Below are 1,236 nucleotides of genomic sequence, written 5' to 3'. Positions count from 1 at the left end.
TGATCTGCTCTGGAAAAATTAGACGCTTTTGAGCGCGAGTTTTTTGGTCAATAATCCCTTAGCGGATGGAGGATGACCATGAAGCGAAAACATTTTCCTGCAGAACAGATTGTTGCCGTTCTGAAGCAAGCCGAGTTGGGCATGGCAGTCGGCGATATCGTGCGACAACTCGGCATTTCCGAGCAGACCTTTTATCGGTGGAAGAAGCAGTATGGTGGCCTGCAGTCTGAGGGCGTGCGTGAACTGAAAGTCCTACAGGACGAGAATGCGCGCCTGAAAAAGCTGGTAGCCGAACTGAGCCTGGACAAGGCGATTCTGCAGGACGTCGCGTCAAAAAAGTGGGGCGGCCCGCGTTGAAACGTGAAGTGGTTGAGTACATCATGGACCACTACGGGCTGAAGCTCGCGCGGGCATGCCGTCTGATTAAGCAGGTGCGCAGTACGCAGTACCTGACGTCCAAGAAGGATCCAAAGCTGGCCTTGCGACAGCGCCTGCGCGAGTTGGCGCAGGTACGTGTGCGCTGGGGCTACCGGCGCCTGCACGTGCTGCTAAAACGCGAAGGCTTTCAGTTGGGTGTTAACCAGACCTACCGCTGGTATTGCCTTGAGCAGCTCCAGTTGCGGGCTTGGCGCAAGAAGCGACGCAAGAGCACGGTCACCCGGCAGGCGCGTATGCAGCCGCGCCAGCAAAACGATGCGTGGAGCATGGACTTCGTTGCCGACCAATTGGCCGATGGAACCAAGGTGCGGCTGCTGACGATCATCGATATCTTCAGTCGAGAATGCTTGGCCATCGTGACAGGTCACCGCCTTCGTGGCGAAGACGTGGTGGCAGCGCTGAACCGGATTGTCGAAAAAAGGCCGGCGCCCAAATTCCTGTTTGTCGACAACGGCAGCGAATTCTCGGGCCAAATGCTCGATCTCTGGGCCTATCACCATCAGACCAAGATCGATTTCAGCCGGCCGGGCAAGCCAACCGACAACTGCTTCATCGAGACGTTCAATGGTTCGTTGCGCGACGAATGCCTCAACGTCCATTGGTTCGCCACCCTGGCCGAGGTCCAGGCTGTCGTGGAGACCTGGCGGGTGGACTACAATGAGATTCGGCCTCACATGACTCTCAAGGACCAGACTCCAAAAGACTTCGCTCGGAGGCTGGTCACTGAAGGGGGGGGAACGGGCCCTTAGCCGACCAAATTCTCGGCAGCGAAGTGTCCATGAAATCCAAGCGGATCAC

1 protein-coding gene is annotated in these 1,236 nt (G+C 57.0%); it reads left to right on the top strand.

Annotated elements, in window-relative coordinates; translation table 11 throughout:
* The first annotated feature begins 78 nt into the window (after positions 1-78).
* Positions 79-1,187 (top strand): IS3 family transposase gene (locus tag GM668_RS30255; RefSeq protein WP_155442688.1). Its coding sequence is split into 2 segments (ribosomal slippage): positions 79-331 and positions 331-1,187, totalling 1,110 coding nucleotides; the frame shifts between segments, so codons are not numbered across the junction.
* The last annotated feature ends 49 nt before the right edge of the window (positions 1,188-1,236 follow it).

Source organism: Pseudoduganella ginsengisoli (assembly GCF_009720865.1).
In the GTDB taxonomy this organism is placed as follows: Bacteria; Pseudomonadota; Gammaproteobacteria; order Burkholderiales; family Burkholderiaceae_D; genus Rugamonas; species Rugamonas ginsengisoli.
Note: the sequence above shows the minus strand (reverse complement) of the source record. Positions and strands in the feature narration are given on the sequence as shown.